This window comes from Sebaldella termitidis ATCC 33386, from assembly GCF_000024405.1.
Lineage (GTDB): Bacteria > Fusobacteriota > Fusobacteriia > Fusobacteriales > Leptotrichiaceae > Sebaldella > Sebaldella termitidis.
Map to the genome: position 1 here is coordinate 4092695 of NC_013517.1, position 16323 is coordinate 4109017.

Consider the following 16323-nt stretch of genomic DNA (forward strand, 5'->3'; position numbering starts at 1 on the left):
CTCCTAAAATACTTAAGAATTTTATTAATCCAGTGTAGCATCTATAAGATCTATCGGTGCACCAACAGATCTGAAATGAACATTTTTAACTTTTGAATTTACCAGTATATTAACAGTCTGGTAATAAAGCCCTGAATAAGCAAATGACTCAGTAACTATCTTTTCAGCTTTCTCCATAGCTTCAGTTCTTTCATCATGATTATTGCTTTTTCTTCCGATTGATAAAAGCTCGTCGTACTCAGGATTTACATATCTAGGAATATTCATTTCAGTATTCGAGAAGAACAATTCCAGATAAGTCATAGCATCTGCGAAGTCAGGTCCCCATGAGTATCTTACTATATCATAGTCTCCTGATCTTGATCTTGCTATTCTGTCTTTTTTAGTAGTTTGGTCAACAGAAACATCAAGCCCTAACTTTTCTCTCCACTGTGCCTGATAGAATTCTGCTTCTTTCTTTGCAGTTCCCTGTTCGTCTATAAGAAGTGACAGCTTTACATCAGCAGGAGTTTTTCCTAATTCCTGAAGTCCTTCTTCAAAAAGTTTCTTTATATCTTCATCTTTATACTGTGCGTATAAGTCACCGTTTTCTTTTCTAAAGTCATCCTTTATTCCAGGCATTCCCGAGGCTACTATTCCGCTTCCTTTTTCAGAACCGTTTGCCAGCACTTCATTTACCAGCTTGTCTCTGTCTATTGCAAGTGATAAAGCCTGTCTTACTTTTTGATTTTTAAGTATATCATTTTTCAGGTTAAATGAAAAATAGTAAACTCTTCCGTCTGAATAACTTACTAATTCAGGTTTGTCTTTATAAGCCTTTAGCTTTTCAGGAGAAATTTTAGTAATAGTAAGCTCGCCGTTTTCATAAGAATTTGCTGCCGAATCTAAATCTGCAGTTATTACCGCAATAAGCTTTTCGATTTTAAACTTATCTTTAGTCCAGTAATTAGGGTTTCTCTCCAGAACTACTTTACTTCCGTGACTCCATTCTGTCATTATATACGGTCCTGAATAAACAGATTTTTTAGGATCAAGTGCATACTGATCCCCGAATTCTGCAAGAGCTTTTTCATTTACAGGATAGAATATAGGCATTACAAGCAGTTTCCCGAAATAAGCTGTAGGATCCTGTAATTCAAATTCCAGTGTGTAATCATCAATAACTTTTACCCCTACCTGTTCAAAATCCGTTATTTTCTTTTCACTGTAACTCTGCGCATTTTTTATGTAATATGTTAAATAAGCATATTCTGCTGCAAGCTCAGGATCAAGTCCTCTTTTTACACCGTTGTAATAATCTTTGGCTGTAACAGGATCTCCGTTCGACCACTTCATGTCTTTTCTGATATAAAAAGTCCACTTCAGCCCGTCTTCACTTATATCCCATCTTTCAGCTCCCGCAGGAACTATTTCACTCTTTTCGTTTAGTCTTACAAGACTTTCATATAAAAACTGTGCAACGTTAAGACCTGCTTCATCAGTAAGTACCTGTGGATCCAGTGATGTAGGCTCTACTTCTATATTGAAGCTGACAGTACCTTTATCCCCTGCATTTCCTCCAGACTTACCTCCTCCGCAAGAAACTAACGAAACAACAATAACTAAACTCAAAATTACTAACAAAAGTTTCCTCATATACAAATTCCTCCTATAATTTTTATATTAGATTATGATTTTTCAAAAATTCTGTTTCTACAAAATGATTTGGTTTGTATTCTGTTAATTCCGGTATTTCAGGAATTTCATGTATCTCAGATGCATCGCCTATAGGACTTCGAAGATAAGATTCCTCTATCCCTTCAATAATTCTGTCTCTGGTATTCAGCGGATCTGCTATAGGTACTGCTGAAATCAGCGATTTTGTATATGTATGAACCGGATTGTCGTATACTGCTTCCGGTGTTCCCAGCTCTACTATTTTTCCTCTGTACATTACAGCTACTCTGTCAGAAATATATTTAACCATTGACAGGTCATGAGCTATAAATAAAAGTGTCAGCCCTTTTTCCTGCTGCAGGTCTTTTAAAAGATTTACCACCTGTGCCTGAATGGAAACATCAAGTGCAGATATAGGCTCATCACACACTATCATTTCTGGATCTACTGCAAGTGCTCTTGCTATACCGATTCTCTGTCTCTGCCCTCCGGAAAACTCATGCGGAAATCTGTTTGCATGCTCCTTATTAAGTCCTACTGTCTCAAGAAGATCATAAATCTTAGCTGTTCTTTCTTCTTTAGTAGCACAAAGCTTATGTATGTCCAGTCCCTCTGCAATTATATCTCCGATTGTCATTCTCGGATTTAATGAAGCTTGAGGATCCTGAAATATCATCTGTACTTTTTTTGAAAATTCCATAATAGAATACTCTTCTATAAATTTACCTTTATACTTTACTTCTCCGGCAGTCTTGTTATACAGTCTTGATACCGTACGTCCCATTGTTGTTTTTCCGCTTCCTGATTCACCTACAAGACTTAAGACCTCGCCTTTATATATATCTATCGTTATATTATCTACAGCTTTTAGTACTTTTTTACTTTTCATGGCAAAATATTTTTTCAGATTATTTATTTCCATTATCTTTTCCATTATAAATCCTCCCCGTCTGTCTTATCTTTCCTCTTTAATCTGAAAGGAGGATCTATTTTTGGGGCTCCTTCCACATAGAGCCATGATTTCACAAAGTGATTATTCCCGAGATCCACCAAAGGCGGTTCTTCTTCATAATCTATTACCATTGCATAATCAGATCTCGCTGCAAAGGGGTCTCCCTTAGGAGGATTCAGCAGATCCGGAGGAGTTCCCGGTATTGCTTTCAGTCTTTCATTGCTGTCCATATCCAGTCTTGGCAGTGACTCCAAAAGTCCCCATGTATACGGATGCTTCGGATCATAGAAAAGATCAACTACATTGGCTTCCTCGAGCTTTTCTCCTGCATACATAACTATAACTCTGTCGGCTGTTTCTGCTACGACTCCCAAGTCATGCGTAATCAAAATTACTCCTATATTCATTTCATTTTTCAGCTGGTTGATAAGTTCCAGTATCTGAGCCTGAATCGTAACATCCAGTGCTGTCGTAGGCTCGTCGCAGATTAGAAGATCCGGCTCTGCTGCAAGCGCTATTGCTATTACCACTCTTTGTCTCATTCCGCCTGAAAATTCATGCGGATACTGCTTAAATCTGTCTTTTGGCTTTGGAATTCCCACTTTATCCAGCATTTCAATTGCCAGCTTTTTTGCTTCGGCATTTGAAACTTTTTTATGTAATTTTATAACTTCCATTATTTGTTTTCCGATTTTTATTGTAGGGTTCAGCGAAGTCATCGGATCCTGAAATATCATTCCTATCTTTCCGCCTCTGAGCTGTCTCATGACCTTATCAGAAACCTTCACCAGATCCTGTCCTTCAAACCATATTTCCCCGCTCTTGATTCTTCCCGGAGGCATGGGTATTAATTTCATTATAGTCTGTACGGTAACAGATTTTCCTGATCCTGATTCTCCGACTATTGCCAGTGTTTCCCCTCTTCTTACTTCAAAGCTTAAATCTCTTATTGCCTTTACTTCTCCGGCATAAGTATCAAATGAAACATGTAAATTTTTTACTTCCAGTATTTTGTCGTCCATAATCTCCCCGCCTAACTATTTCTCAGTTTTGGATTTAATGCATCATTCAGAGCATCCCCAACTATGTTAAATGAAAGTGTTATCAGTGATATAACCACTGCAGGGATAAAAAACAAATACGGATAAGAATCTGCATAGCTGAATCCCTCTTTTACCAGATTTCCCAGAGAAGCCTGAGGAATTGGTACCCCAAGACCTATAAAGCTTAGAAAAGCTTCTGTAAAAATAATCTGCGGTATGTCAGTAGTCAGTGATACTATAATAACCCCTAAGGCATTTGGTATCAAATGTTTTTTTATGATCCACCAGAAGTTCGCTCCCAGTGACTGAGAAGCCATTACATATTCACTCTGTTTCAGCTTCAGTACTTCTCCTCTTACCAGCAGGGCATAATTCAGCCATCTTGTAAGAGACATTGCTATTATAATTGTCCAGAGACTGTTACCCATTACCACCATCAATAAGATAATATATATTAATGACGGAATTGCCATAACTATTTCTATTATTCTTGTCATGATAAAATCTACTTTTCCGCCGAAATATGCAGATATAGAACCGTAGATTGTTCCAAAAACGATACAAATCGATACCACAATTAAAGATAACATCAATGATACTCTGATTCCCTGTGATATTCTTGTCAGCTGGTCACGTCCGAAATTATCTGTCCCCAGATAAAATCTGTCTTTTATTCCCTGACCCGGTGAAAGAAAACTCTTGTCCAGATGCTGTTCCATATATTTATATCCGCTTATGTGGGTTCCCACAATTGCTACTATCATAAAAAATATTATTAAAAATAGAAAAAACATTGCTATTTTATTTTGTTTAAATCTTCTCCATGCGTCCTGCCAGAAAGTAAGACTTGGCTTATAAATTTTTTCGCTCTCTTTTGTGTCTCTTCCTATAATCTTGAATTTATCCTGTAAATACTCCATCAATCATTCGTTCCTTTCCCTAACTTTATTCTAGGATCAATTAATACATATAATAAATCTACTACAATTATCATAAAGATCAGAAAAGCGGCATAAAATACCGTAATTCCCAATACCATTGTATAGTCTCTCTGATATATACTGTCTATGTAGTATTTTCCAAGGCCGGGAATAGAAAACATATTCTCTATTACAAATGATCCTGTAAGTATTGCTGCTATTGTCGGTCCCATTATAGTTACTACAGGCAGAATAGCATTTCTGAATGCATGTTTGAATATAAGAGTTTTAGATGACACTCCTTTTGCTATGGCAAGCTTTATATAATCCTGTCCCATTACTTCTATCATTTTATTTCTCATTAATCTCGCTATTACTGCTACAGTATACAAGCCAAGTGCAATTACGGGAAGTATTCTGTATTCAGGACCGTCCCAACCAGCCATCTTTATCTTCATAAGAGGCAGATGCCACTTATCTATCCAGACCTGATTGTATACTCCTATAAAAAACCTCTGCAGAAGACCTGCAAGGACAAAACTCGGTACTGATATTCCCACGACAGCAATCATCATGACTCCGCTGTCGGATGCTTTCCCTCTTTTTAATGCTGCTATTATACCGATAGGTATTCCTACTACAAGAGAAAATATTATTGCTCTTGCTCCAAGATCTGCCGATACCGGGAAGCTTTCCTCTATAACTGTATTTACTCTTCTTCCTCTGTTTTTCATAGATTCACCCAGATCACCTCTGGCAATAGCCTTTAAGTAGTAAAAATACTGAATATGAAGTGGTTTATCCAAATGATATTGTTTCATCATATTTGCTTTTATATGAGGCGGTATTGCCTTTTCACTTTCAAAAGGATCTCCCGGCAGCATATGCAGAAGAAAAAAAGTTATTGTTATAACAAGCCATAATGTAATGACCCCGCTGCATATTCTTGTTGTTAAAAAACGAAGTAAATTTTTCATTACTAACTCCTTTATTAGAAATATTTATTTTAATCATTTTTTGGCATGATACTATATTATATTACAATTTTAAAGCTTATTCAAGTATTTTAAAATCAACATAATTCATATATAATATATATAATTAAAATTAGACACCTTGAATTAACGGCATTTGCTATCATATGTTCTTTTTTTAAAATAAAAAAAAGAGATAGTATCTCTTTTTATTTATCTAAGTATTTTAATTTTTTAATGGTGCGAGAGGTGGGACTCGAACCCACACACCAAAGGCGCTAGATCCTAAGTCTAGTGCGTCTACCAATTTCACCACTCTCGCATAAAAGATGGTGAGCCATACTGGAATCGAACCAGTGACACCATGATTAAAAGTCATGTGCTCTACCGACTGAGCTAATGGCTCATACTATTTTGTTGTCATTGAAATAACTGGGGTGACCGACGGGGCTCGAACCCGCGACAACCAGTACCACAAACTGGCGCTCTACCAACTGAACTACGGTCACCATAAATTAGTGGAGCGGGAGACGAGGGTCGAACTCGCGACATTCAGCTTGGAAGGCTGACGCTCTACCAACTGAGCTACTCCCGCATATTCTGGTCGGTGCAGCAGGATTTGAACCTGCGACCCCCTGCTCCCAAGGCAGGTACGCTACCGAGCTGCGCTATGCACCGTTTTTTACTTGACAAAAACTATATTATCACTTTTTCATTTTTTTGTCAATACTTTTATTGATTAAATTGAAAAAAAATATAAATAATTCTCCCAGAAAATACCGCCGCACTAATCTAACCCTTAAAAACAAAGCATTCTGACTATTTTGACTAATTCTCTTTTTTATTAGAAATTTCTTACACAAAATACATTATTCCGGTAAAAAAGACTTTTTATATTTTCAAAATGCTGCCTTAAAATTTATTCCTATTCTGTAATTTTCATTATTACCTGCCCCTGCCTCATATGAACCTGTAAGAAAAATACCGAATTTGTCCCCTGTTTCTGCTCCGACAGTTATTTTTGATTTAAAAACTCCTTTTTCCTTGTCAGGCTTTACAAGATCATGATAATTATCTTCTATAACTGTGAGTTTAGCTCTTTCCCGGTCATTCAGTTCAGCCAGTTCATACTCATATGCTATATCAAGCAGCCCTTTTAGTACCCAGCCGTTTTTGCCGGGTTTAGTTCCGCCCTTTAGCTCTATTCCTGCTCCGGGCTTTACGCTCCATGCATCATTACCTTCTATCTGCAGTCTTTCTGTCCCTGTTTCTCCGAATCCCGGTCTTGTAACATACATTACCCTAAAGCCTGCATACGGCATTACTGCCTTGTTTATTTTATAACCTGCCCTGTTTATACTGCTGAAACTATATGACTGATATTCTCCGTTCATCACTGATTTTCTGTCTTCCCATTCTATATTTCTTTTGACATTATGAAAACTTATTCTTCCTGTAAAATCATTTTCAAATGTCCATTGCGAGACATTATATCTGCTATGTACCCCTGCCTGCAGTGTATCAGTATCTTCCGTACTGTTATCAGAATCGGCATAATCAGTGGCTGTATGAAGATATCCCGCTGAATATCCCACAGTATTATAATATGTTCTTTCTATTTCCCTCAGTATAATTCCGCCGAAAGCTGTACTGTCATATCCCGTGATTCCTTTCTGTCTCTCTGTATTTTCAGTTTTTCCAGCTATTATGTTTATTTTTATACTTTCTTTTGTGTTATTTTCAGACCCCTGAAGTAATTCCAGCGAATCCTGAAATATATCAGCCGTATTTTTTTCTCTTTTATTCATATTTGCATATATGTTTCCTGACAGATTTCCCATAATTTTTTGAAATTTATCTTCGGTTTTTATAATATCCAGACTGTCAAAAATTTTTAGCGATTCCCCTGTTGAAAATTCATATTTTTTATCCAGCACTCCACCCAGCGGGGCATACCATTCCTTTGCGGTAAATTGTGCATAGGCAATTTTTTCCATCCATATATCAAGATTTCCGGAATTATTTATCACCGGAACCGCCCTCCAAGTCAATGACTCACTTGCTATAGGAACTATACCGTAATTAGGCCCTCCGTCTTTTGTAGACGGGTTAAATACATCTTTCAGCTTATATACCAATGCATTTGTTCCCACGGCAAAATCCGGCGTTATCAATACCGGATTATTTTTGTCGCCGTCAAAGTAAGGTGCTTTGAATTTTACTGAATCTGAGACAAATTTTGCGCCGTTATCCTCAGGCAGCACCGCATCTCTTATTGTCTCCGGATTTACTTTTATTACTATTCTCATTCCTTCATTCAGAAAATTTTCATTCACGTTTATTACTCCCGAGTTTACAATACTTGGTACTGCCAAAGGTATATCACTTTCTTTTGAAATTATATTTTTTTCATCTTCTTCAAGACCTGTGTTATTTATGTTTATTGTTCCGTTATTTTCAAAAGAGGAATTTCCGTAATAAAGTCCCCCTATTCCGTTTTTTCCGTTCAAATTTATTATCCCGTTATTTACTGCCCTTGAAGCTGTGCTTGCTGTCATTGCTGCGGAATTACTGCCATTTATATTGATTATCCCGTTATTTATTATGACGGCATTTATATTGGCATACATTCCGGATGCATTATTTCCGTTCATTGTAATTACACCATTATTCAATACTGTACTGTTTTCTGCAAATATTCCTATCGCTCCGTTTCCACCCGAAATTATATTTCCGGTATTCTCTGCCGGAATAGCTCCTTTATATCTTTTTACATATATCCCGACTCCGTTTTCCCCTGTTTCTATCTTTCCTGTATTTATAAAAGAAATATTATTTTCACCATATATCCCTATACTGTAGCTGCTGCCGTTATAGTCCGTCTGACCGTCAGCATTGTATTTCAGAGCAGAATCTCCTGTTTTTATATTGCCGTTATTTTCTATACTCCCGCCGTTATTATATATCCCCACATTTGATGTACCAAAAACACCTGTAATATCGGCATTATTTGTAATTTTACCGCCGTTCACCATATAAAAAGCTGTATTCTCCTGCCCGTCCATAAATATATCCGCACCGGTATTATTAATTATTTCTGCTGCACTGTCCGAATATGCAAAGACACTTCTGTCACTCAGTGTCATATTACTGCTGTTATACAGCTTCGTACCGGATTCCAAAACATATCCAAAGCTGTCTGTCCCGATATTCAGACTTCCGTTGGCTGTGATTGCCGTATTATTCTTCCCGTACACTCCGACTGCATTATTTCCGATTTTTATATCAGAGGATATATTTAATGAAACAGTTTCATTGTCAGCATATATTCCTATTCCTCCAGCCCCAGAAGAAATAATACCGCTGTGAACCAAATTACCGTTAAATGCATATATTCCGACTGATCCGTCATATACATTTATATTTCCTGTATTGGATATACTTCCGTCTGAATATATTCCTATTCCGGGTGTTTTACTGTTTCCGCTGCTCACAAGGAAAATCATATTGTCATTTTGCGTATTTGTACTGGAAATATTGTATATTCCCACATTCCCGTCTCCTGTAAGTCTTATTTCTCCGCTTGATGAATTTAGCACTCCTGCGGAATTTACCGAATATATCCCTGTTTCTTTATTTCCGTTTCCGCTTATCAATTTGTTATTTTCTGTAAAACCGCTGTTTTCGGTATAAATTCCCGAAGAATTATCCTTTATATATATTTCTCCCGAATTCTCAATATTCCCTGCAAAATTGCCGTATATTGCTGCAGAACCTGTTCCAGTACTTATTACTCCGTTTGAATCATTTAATGCCCTTGCTCCCCCTTCCAGATAGATTCCTGCCGAATTATTCCCCTCCAGATTTATACTCCCGGTATTCAAAGCTTCATAAGGTGCCGTTGCATATACTCCGTCCAAATAAATCCCGATCACATTGTCATACTGCGATTCCAAATGTCCGTTCACTCCCAGTGTCACCGAGGAATCTGTCCCGTAGACGAATATCCCGCCTTCTCCCAAATCCGCTGTTCCATTATATAAATAAGACATGTCTTTTATTACACCCAGCATATATGTGGAACCGGGGGTTGAGTTTACAATGAAATCCTGATTGAATAAACCGTTGAAATCACTTGTAAAATAATAAAGTATATTATTTGTTCCGTTTATATTTATTGTATTAAGTCCGCCTGCTGCATTAAATACTGTATTTCCCCGCAAATAAAAACCCAGTGCATTATTTCCGGAAAGATTCATTGTAAAACTGTTAAGATTAATAACGGAATTATGCCCGTACAACCCTATTCCCTCATTACCGACCTCTACTATTCCGCTTCCGTTCAATGTACTGTTTTCCAAAAATATTCCCACAGAATTTTCTGAATTTTTCAGCAAAATGCGGGAACTTCCTGTTAAAGTGACTCTTGCATCAGTGACAGGTACCTTTTCATTTATAGAATATATCCCGTAAATATTATCCTGATCGCTTACACTTTGTATTACACCGCTGTTATGTATTTCTATTTTTTCATTTCCATACACCGCCGATACTCCGACAAAATTATTTGATCCGTATATTCCCGCTGAATCTGCACCGCCGATATTTATAACACCATCATTAAAAACAGCTGTCCCGTTTAATGACACCAGCGCTTTTGAATTACTTCCGAGAATATTTACCGCTCCGCCGGCATTATTATATATTTCCCCGAAATCTGCCAGAATACCTGCCGAATTATTTCCGGAAAGTGTTATATTCCCGTTATTATTTATTATTACTGCATTTCTTCCCGGACTTCCGTCATAGTTAGCCTGTATTATAAAAATCTGCCCGCTTTTGCTTCCTGTTATGTCAATTCCTGTATTTACATCTATATCAGATGACGAATATATATTTTTCAGATAAGTATCATCAGGATTATCCAGATTTATATTTTTATCTACTATAAGACCCACTTTATTAAAGCCGTAGTTATAATAACCAGAACCGTTTATTTTTAAAGCATTTCCTATATTTGATAAATTAATATCCAAATTACTCAGATACTGCGGACTTACTGTTGTTTCATCAAGAAATATCAGCACTGCTTCCTTTTCCATGTTTAAATTTAATATACCAGTACCTGACACTGTATTTCTCAAAAAATTCTCCGCGTCTGTGCCTGTATTTTTATCATAATAAAAGCCAAATCCGCCGTTTTTTATATTTGCCGCGGAAATACCGTCAGTATTTAACACAGATGAGTACGATCCGGAAGAATCCTTGCTGTACAGCATAAAGCTTTCATTATTTACATTAATTGTGAATCCGTTTTTCAGATTTACGGCTGTTCCTTTATTCAGATACAGTGAAACTCCCTGCCCGAGTGTATTAATAAGTCCTGCATTCAAATTTATAACCGAACTGTCTGTTCCGAATATTGCCATATTATTACCGTTGTTTTCTATAAGCCCTCCGTTTACATTAATTGTAGAATTATCAGCTATTATTCCGGCAGAATCATTACTGCTTACAAAAATACCACCTTTATTTTCCCCTGTTCCGTTATAGGCAAGAATCCCTGAAGAATTACCCGCTCCCACTTTTATTATACCATTCTCAAGATTTACTGCATTTCCTTCATTTACAAAGATTCCTATGTTTTCACTTCCGCCGTTCAATATTTCTATAAGTCCGCTGTTTTTCGGAATGGTAGTCTGATCGGTTCCCGCCATTCCTATAGAATTCACTGCTCCGGAAAGCAGCCTTACTGTTCCGGTATTCTCTACACCGCTGTAATCAACCCGTATTCCTATCCCGTCCAGTGAGTTCAGACTGATTGTCCCGTTATTATAATAGTTTGTTTCTTCTCCGTGGAAAACATTGGAGTTATCATATATTCCATCTGCATATATTCCCACAGAATTTTTGTTATTTATGTTTATTACTCCGGCAGCCTCATTTAATACTGCATTATTTAATATCTTTACATTATAAAGGCTGTCAGTATCTTTTAAAACCACTCCCACTCCGTTTTCTCCGTTAATGTTTATAGTCCCGTTTTGAACCAGAAGATTTTCGTACATTACATCAGATGTAATATTTGCCGGTCTGGCAGGGCAGCCGGTATCCTTGTTGCAGTTTCCCCTGAGATCCTTCCCTCCTATAAATATACCGTAGCTGTTATCTCCATTTATTTCTATCAGACCTGTATTTTTTATCCCTATATCCAAATCAGTCCCGGTAGCATTAGGAGTTCTCACAGAATTTATCCCTATACTGTCATCGCCGTTCATTCTTATTATTCCTCTGTTCTCGGCTATTATCGGTCCTTCTTCGGATCCTAATGTTTCCCCCTGAAAATCAATCCCTATGACCTTGCCGTATGCTGCTCCTGACTCTATCAGCCCCTTATTTATGTAGAGGGCATCATTCCTAGCGTCTGAATAACCTCTTTCCAGTTCTACCCCTATTGAATTTCCGGAATTAATATATAAATTTCCAGTTGTTGTTAAAAATAATGCTTCATTAAGATCACCGGTTGCAGAAGTAGCACCTGTAGTTCCTGAATAGCCTCTATGAGACTCCATTGTAATAATTCTTCCGCCTGTTCTCTGACTTTCCATATCAGCAGCTATTACATATGTAACACTTCCTGTTCCGCCTAAAGGATCTGTAACATTTGTCCCTTCTACCCCTATTATCTGAATAATTCCGGTCTGTGAGCTTCCGTTTGCCAAAAAAGTATTTGCCGGTGTCTGGGTATTTGTGTTCAAATTCTGGTTATTCGCTGAATTAGTATATCCGTTTGTATTGGTACTTACATTCACAGTTATAGGCTCTATAGTTCCAAAAGATACAGGATATTGTATATTTGGTATTTCTACGTCAAAATTGGGTATCTCCATGGTTTTCACCGTAAGCAGTTCAAGAGATCCGATCTTTATTGATTCGGGATCTGCAAAAGCAAAATTATAATTATTTGGTATAATTTCCTGAATTTCAGGTTTTATCTCTTTCATGGGTATAAGTATGCCAAAATTAACCGGTATAGGTACTGCCGGATTTTCAAAATCTTTCCCATAAGAGGATTTCCCACTTTTGCTGTTTTCATAGAATGCAGAAAAAAACACCTGATATGAAAGATACTCAGGCTTTACTATAAAATCCCCCTGTTTGTAGAGATCTTCAAGTTCCTTCTGTTTTTCCTTCAGCAGCTGTTCCACTAATTTATATTTATTTTCGTAATTTTTTTTATCTGCATCAGCTATACTCTGACTGCATGTAAACTGAATAAGAATAATATATAATATAATACCTGCATATTTTTTCATAATATCTCTCCCTGAAAAAGTTTGTTTATACAAATTTTCAAACTAAAAAAAATATTTATATTACCTTATATAATTAATATATCACATTGCTGTTTATATTACAATTTCTTTTATTTTAACCAAATATATTAAAATTTTCATTCCTGTTAAAATAATATCTTAAATTAAAATGTATATATTGTAAATAATAAAAAAATACTTATTATTATATTCAACAAAATAATTACTGTTGAAATACTATTTTTTCTTTTTATAAAAAATTTCAAAATCTCCAGCAGTGGATAAACTGAGTACAAAATAATAATTTTATATACACTGTTGAAAGGCAAGAACAGCATTGACACACATAAAAATAAAATTATCTGTTCAACTTCTATCTTTTTAAAAGTCTGAAATATTTCTTTTTTGAAAAATAACAATAAGAGACAAAAAATTAACAGCGATCCCAATATTTGTATAAATAAAAACCCCCAGAATAATGTGGCTATAAAATATGATTTAAATATCAACCAATTAAAATTTTCTGAAAAAATTGACATTAGAATCAGGTAAATTCCTATAATAAAAAACATTGAAGTTATTTTTTCCAGCTTCTTAATATCCATATTCATCACCTGTTATCTTTTGCGTTGTTTTCTTTAATATCTGTGGTATTCCGCCAAGTGTTCTGCTATCAAATAATTCGGCAATTGATATTTTAATATAGTAATTATTATTTATTTTTTTATAATATGTGTATTCTTCCAGCATGCTCTTCACAAAAATATTAGGCTCAATTGTTTTATATCTTCTGCATGCATAGATTTTTCCGAGTGATTTTGTATCTGACATTTCATTTACTAAAATATCATAGCGTAAATATAAACTCCCTTTATGAATTTTCAGTGAGTATGTTTCACAGGCAGTCAGTATCAGATATCTCTCAAATACCGTATATAAAACAGTTATTAATACCAAAAATAAAATCAGATATTTTCTCATTCTTTTTTCTATCCCCGATCTGTCAGTAATTCATGCAAATATTTCTGCATAATATTTTATAAAAATCTAATTCTCTGTAAAAAAGTCTATTATACCATATTTTTATTATACTTATATAAAATAATATATCCATTTATATTTTTAAAAATTTTAAAATATCCAGACTTTATGTGATATAATTTATAAAATAAATTAATATTAAAAATACAGGTGATATATATGGGATTCAGCAAAAAAGGAAAAAGAAAAATTATTTATAATGAGGAAATCTTTTATTGGTTTGTAAAAAGAGATGAGGATTACAGCACAGATTATCTGAATATAATAAAGGAAGACCGTTCACTTGTTATTTTTTACCGTGTTAACCAGATCAGTGATGAATTCATACATTCTAAAGTTTTTATCGAAAAAAGCAGCAGGCTGAAAACCGGACTTTATTCCTTTTTCCCGCCTCTTTCCGATGAAATTATAACACCAAAAACTGTTAGCAAAATCTTAAAATGGCATGATCAATGCGATGCTTCCGCTAACCCTGTCAAATACCAGCCAGCTGGCTTTTTACTGACAGACATTGATTATAAGACAGGAAAAATCAGCCACATTGCCTGTGATTTCAGACATCTTTCCGAGGATATGCTTCAGATCGAATACCCCGGCGGCTATATACTTGATTTAGGATGGTATGGTTCTTCCAATGGTTACATAATCCACATTATAAAGAACAAGAACTGGGAGACACCTGTAAAAAAAATTTATGCCGGTTACTACTCCCTGAAAGAAATTCTTGAAAATGCAGTTAATTTTATAACATCTCTGCCTATTGAAAATAAAATTAAAAATTGACATAATACAGAAATGTAAAAAAGGGCCGAAGCCCTTTTTTTATAACAATCCCAAAACCGAACAAACAATACTGAATATTATTATAGCTATCATTATTATATTGTATCTAGGTCCTTTTGTTTTCAAGAACCAGTAAATTCCAAAAACTGCTGCTAGTTCCAGCAATCCCGGTGCTATTGAATTCAATATTTCCTGTATCATTATCGGCTGTGAGTTTGCTATTGCTATTTTAAAAGGAGTTTCTATCTTTATATAACTTGCTGAAAGTGATCCCATCATGAAAAGACCCAGCACGCTTGCACCATCTATAAGGTCTTTTACCTTCCCGTCCTGTAATAACTGCAGAATAGAGTTTTTACCTATTACATAACCTTTTATACACAGATAATAACCTATAAGTACAGTTACTCCTGTATAGAGAATTATAGGCATTATAGCGCCAAGTGCATTACCGTTTATTGCAAACGGAAGGAATAAAGCTATTATTATCGGCATAACTGCTGCCCATATTATCGAATCTCCTATTCCCGCAATAGGTCCCATCAATCCAGTTTTTATCCCTGTTATTGCTGCATCTGTACTTCCCTGTTCATTATTCGCTTTTTGTTCCTCCATGGCTATAGTTATACCATTTACTATACTTCCTGCTATTCCCTCTGTATTATAAAAGTTCAGGTGTCTTTTCAAAGCTTCTGACAGCTCTGCTTTATCCTTATATAATTTTTTTAATACCGGCGTCATTGAAGCACAGAATATCAAGCTTTGCAGTCTCTCATAAGAGTTTGATACTTCTGCTCCCAGATACCATATCCACCATGACTTTCTTATGTCCTTTTTGTCTACTTTGATTTCATAGTTTTTTTCTTCCATTTTTATCCCTCCTGTGCCTTTCTCTGAGCGTTAAGATATGTAAATAACAATGCGAAACATGCTCCGAATATGGCTGCAGCCATTACATCTATATTCAGATATTTTACCCCGAAATATCCAAGTATGAAAAATGGTATTAGATGTTTTTTCCCTATAACCATTATTGTTATCGCAAATCCAAGTGCAGGAAGTATTCCTCCTACTATTTCAAACGAGTGAAGCAGCCATCCCGGCATTATGCTTAAGAATCTCTGAACTACAGATTCCCCATAGTAAGTAGCTACGAAAACCAGCGGAAATCTTAATAAAAATCCCATTAATGCAGGATATAAAAATGCACATCTCATTATTCCCTGTGTATTAGCATCTTCAGCATATTTATCAGCCATATGAACCCAAAATGAGTTAGTTGTTCTTCTTATTTGATCCAAAAAGATTCCAAGTACTCCGAACGGTACTGCTAATGCTACTGCAAGCTTAGGATCCATACCTGTCTGAAGTGCTATAGGTATTGCCACACATGAGGCAAGCGCCGGATCCGAAGGTACATTTCCTCCGGGAGTAGATGTTACCCCAAGATAAACTAACTGTACCGCAGCCCCTATCATCATTCCCTTAGACACATCACCATAAAGCAGTCCTACTGCAAGACCTACACTCACAGGCTGAAACAAAATAGACGAAAAAGTATATCCGAGTCTTAATCTTGTGAACCAATAAATCAACCCCATACAAATCGCAATTACTAAATTATTCATTTTCCTTCAC

General features: G+C 35.8%; 10 protein-coding genes and 5 tRNA genes. 1 reads left to right on the forward strand and 14 read right to left on the reverse strand.

The window, feature by feature from the left end:
* Positions 1-24: 24 nt before the first annotated feature.
* The 12 genes from STERM_RS19105 to STERM_RS19165 all read right to left on the reverse strand — a co-directional run bounded on the left by STERM_RS19105 (position 25) and on the right by STERM_RS19165 (position 13842).
* Positions 25-1635: a peptide ABC transporter substrate-binding protein gene (locus STERM_RS19105; RefSeq protein ID WP_012863266.1), complete on the reverse strand. Its 1611-nt coding sequence runs from the start codon at positions 1633-1635 to the stop codon at positions 25-27.
* A gap of 22 nt (positions 1636-1657) precedes the next feature.
* Positions 1658-2590: an ABC transporter ATP-binding protein gene (locus STERM_RS19110; RefSeq protein WP_012863267.1), complete on the reverse strand. Its 933-nt coding sequence runs from the start codon at positions 2588-2590 to the stop codon at positions 1658-1660.
* Positions 2590-3630, reverse strand: coding sequence for an ABC transporter ATP-binding protein (locus STERM_RS19115; RefSeq protein WP_012863268.1), 1041 nt, complete (start codon positions 3628-3630; stop codon positions 2590-2592). The genes STERM_RS19110 and STERM_RS19115 overlap by 1 nt, the downstream gene beginning before the upstream one ends.
* Positions 3631-3641: 11 nt before the next feature.
* Positions 3642-4571, reverse strand: a complete 930-nt coding sequence (locus STERM_RS19120; protein WP_012863269.1) for an ABC transporter permease — start codon at positions 4569-4571, stop codon at positions 3642-3644.
* Positions 4571-5548, reverse strand: coding sequence for an ABC transporter permease (locus STERM_RS19125; RefSeq protein ID WP_012863270.1), 978 nt, complete (start codon positions 5546-5548; stop codon positions 4571-4573). Before STERM_RS19125 ends, STERM_RS19120 begins: the two co-directional genes overlap by 1 nt.
* A 235-nt stretch (positions 5549-5783) precedes the next feature.
* Positions 5784-5867 (reverse strand) — tRNA-Leu (locus STERM_RS19130).
* Positions 5868-5875: 8 nt separating this feature from the next.
* Positions 5876-5951 (reverse strand) — tRNA-Lys (locus STERM_RS19135).
* A gap of 27 nt (positions 5952-5978) precedes the next feature.
* Positions 5979-6054 (reverse strand) — tRNA-His (locus STERM_RS19140).
* Between the two features lie 10 nt (positions 6055-6064).
* A tRNA-Gly gene (locus STERM_RS19145) sits at positions 6065-6140 on the reverse strand.
* Between the two features lie 6 nt (positions 6141-6146).
* Positions 6147-6223 (reverse strand) — tRNA-Pro (locus STERM_RS19150).
* 221 nt (positions 6224-6444) lie between these two features.
* The gene (locus tag STERM_RS19155) at positions 6445-12861 is read right to left on the reverse strand and encodes an autotransporter domain-containing protein (RefSeq protein WP_012863271.1); all 6417 of its coding nucleotides are present in this window, start codon (positions 12859-12861) and stop codon (positions 6445-6447) included.
* Positions 12862-13455: 594 nt separating this feature from the next.
* On the reverse strand, positions 13456-13842 hold the full coding sequence (locus tag STERM_RS19165; RefSeq protein WP_012863273.1) for a hypothetical protein: 387 nt from the start codon (positions 13840-13842) through the stop codon (positions 13456-13458).
* Between the two features lie 219 nt (positions 13843-14061).
* Between STERM_RS19165 and STERM_RS21850 the strand changes: the two genes are divergently transcribed.
* Positions 14062-14685: a hypothetical protein gene (locus tag STERM_RS21850; RefSeq protein WP_012863274.1), complete on the forward strand. Its 624-nt coding sequence runs from the start codon at positions 14062-14064 to the stop codon at positions 14683-14685.
* 39 nt (positions 14686-14724) lie between these two features.
* Here STERM_RS21850 and STERM_RS19175 read toward each other — a convergent pair whose 3' ends face one another.
* Positions 14725-15555 (reverse strand): PTS system mannose/fructose/sorbose family transporter subunit IID, encoded by an 831-nt coding sequence (locus STERM_RS19175; RefSeq protein WP_012863275.1) that lies wholly within the window; start codon positions 15553-15555, stop codon positions 14725-14727.
* Positions 15556-15557: 2 nt separating this feature from the next.
* Positions 15558-16313: a PTS mannose/fructose/sorbose/N-acetylgalactosamine transporter subunit IIC gene (locus STERM_RS19180; protein WP_012863276.1), complete on the reverse strand. Its 756-nt coding sequence runs from the start codon at positions 16311-16313 to the stop codon at positions 15558-15560.
* Positions 16314-16323 lie beyond the last annotated feature (10 nt).

Excerpts from the sequence above, each read along its gene's own strand:
- STERM_RS19165 (WP_012863273.1), bottom strand. The coding sequence starts at position 13,842 with ATGAGAAAATATCTGATTTTATTTTTGGTATTAATAACTGTTTTATAT.
- STERM_RS19120 (WP_012863269.1), bottom strand. The coding sequence starts at position 4,571 with ATGGAGTATTTACAGGATAAATTCAAGATTATAGGAAGAGACACAAAA.
- STERM_RS19125 (WP_012863270.1), bottom strand. The coding sequence starts at position 5,548 with ATGAAAAATTTACTTCGTTTTTTAACAACAAGAATATGCAGCGGGGTC.
- STERM_RS19155 (WP_012863271.1), bottom strand. The coding sequence starts at position 12,861 with ATGAAAAAATATGCAGGTATTATATTATATATTATTCTTATTCAGTTT.
- STERM_RS21850 (WP_012863274.1), top strand. The coding sequence starts at position 14,062 with ATGGGATTCAGCAAAAAAGGAAAAAGAAAAATTATTTATAATGAGGAA.
- STERM_RS19105 (WP_012863266.1), bottom strand. The coding sequence starts at position 1,635 with ATGAGGAAACTTTTGTTAGTAATTTTGAGTTTAGTTATTGTTGTTTCG.
- STERM_RS19110 (WP_012863267.1), bottom strand. The coding sequence starts at position 2,590 with ATGGAAAAGATAATGGAAATAAATAATCTGAAAAAATATTTTGCCATG.
- STERM_RS19115 (WP_012863268.1), bottom strand. The coding sequence starts at position 3,630 with ATGGACGACAAAATACTGGAAGTAAAAAATTTACATGTTTCATTTGAT.
- STERM_RS19180 (WP_012863276.1), bottom strand. The coding sequence starts at position 16,313 with ATGAATAATTTAGTAATTGCGATTTGTATGGGGTTGATTTATTGGTTC.
- STERM_RS19175 (WP_012863275.1), bottom strand. The coding sequence starts at position 15,555 with ATGGAAGAAAAAAACTATGAAATCAAAGTAGACAAAAAGGACATAAGA.